This window comes from Mesorhizobium sp. B2-7-2 (assembly GCF_006440775.1).
Lineage (GTDB): Bacteria > Pseudomonadota > Alphaproteobacteria > Rhizobiales > Rhizobiaceae > Mesorhizobium.
The window spans coordinates 1-1,491 of the sequence record NZ_VFTZ01000058.1; the positions used below are offsets into that span (position 1 = coordinate 1).

Annotated in this window: 1 protein-coding gene; it reads left to right on the forward strand. The window is 63.4% G+C overall.

Translation table 11 applies throughout. From position 1 onward, the window contains the following. The first annotated feature begins 198 nt into the window (after positions 1 to 198). Positions 199 to 1,491, forward strand: coding sequence for an IS4 family transposase (locus FJ425_RS31410; RefSeq protein ID WP_140727899.1), 1,293 nt, complete (start codon positions 199 to 201; stop codon positions 1,489 to 1,491).

Below are 1,491 nucleotides of genomic sequence, written 5' to 3' on the forward strand. Positions count from 1 at the left end.
GCTAGGGCATATACACATCTTTCTGCGACGGATTGACTCGGTTGTGGCTGCTCGGATTCCGTGGCGGCGCAGGGTATGATTCTTGTTGTGGCGTTCTGATTTGCGGAGAACGTCACCGATGCAGACATGGCAGGATCTATCGCTGGGTTGGTTTGGAGACCGTCGTCTCGATAAAGGGGGGCGTCGCTGCTCCAAGCGATGGTGCTGCGTGAAACGGTCTGCTTGCGCCGGCTTGCCGGCGGCAACCATTCCGAGGAGATCCGCTATGGACGCTTTCTCGGCAACGAGGCGGTGACGGTCGAGCGAGTGATCGAGGGCTGGAGCGATCGGACCGGGCTTGCGGTCGCGGGCCGGCATGTTTTGGCACTGCAGGACACCAGCGAGATCAAGTTCGCGACGACGCCGGATAACCGGCGCGACCTGGGCAAGATCAAGAAGGGCAATTGCTGGGGCGTATTGTTGCATCCCATGCTTGCGCTCGATGCCGAACGCGGTTCTTGCCTTGGTCTTGTGGGCGGGCGGGTATGGACACGCTCCGAGGAAGAGCTGCCGCCGCATGCCGATCGGCCGTTGAGCGAAAAGGAATCGCGGCGCTGGATCGAGACGGCCGAGGCAGCCAAGCCGGTGCTGGCCCAGGCCAGCATGGTCACCTTCATTGCCGACCGTGAGAGCGACTTTTTTGTGATGTGGGCGCGCGTGCCGGATGGCCCCTTCCATCTGCAGACACGCGTCATGCACGATCACGCGCTGCTGTCGGGCACAACGCTGCGCCGGGCCGTGCAGGAGGTGGCATTTTGCGATGAGCAGGTGATCGAACTGCGTGAGCGGGCCGACCGCCCTGCGCGCAAGGCCAGGCTTTGCCTGCGCTTCGGCGAAGCCACGATTAAGCGGCCGGCCAATCTGCGCGAAGCCGACCTGCCGAAAGGCGTCACGCTGCGCTGGGTCGAAGTCGTCGAAACGGCTGCGCCCGAAGGCGTGGCGCCGCTCCATTGGCTGCTCCTGACCACCCATGCAGTGAACAGCCCTGCCCAGGCTTGGCAGATCGTCGCTTGGTACAAGCAGCGCTGGGTCATCGAGCAGCTCTTCCGGACCTTGAAAAGCCAGGGCCTGAAGATCGAAGACAGCCAGCTGCAATCGGCGCCACGCCTGGAAAAGCTGGTCGCCATCGCCGCCAAGGCCGCGGCCATCGTCATGCAACTGGTGCAGGCCCGCGACGGGCGCGACGATCAACCGGCAAGCCTCATCTTCACCGCTCCCGAGGTCGACACCCTTGCCGCCCTCGAGACGCGCTTCAAAGGCAAGACCCGGCTGCAAACCAATCCCCATCCCAGATATTCCCTTGCCTGGGCGGCGTGGATCATCGCCAAGCTCGGCGGATGGAACGGTTACGCCTCCTCCAAGCCGCCAGGGCCCATCACCTTCTACAACGGCCTCGCATACTTCCGTGCCTGTGCCGACGGTTGGGCCTTGCGAGATGTGTATATGCCCTAG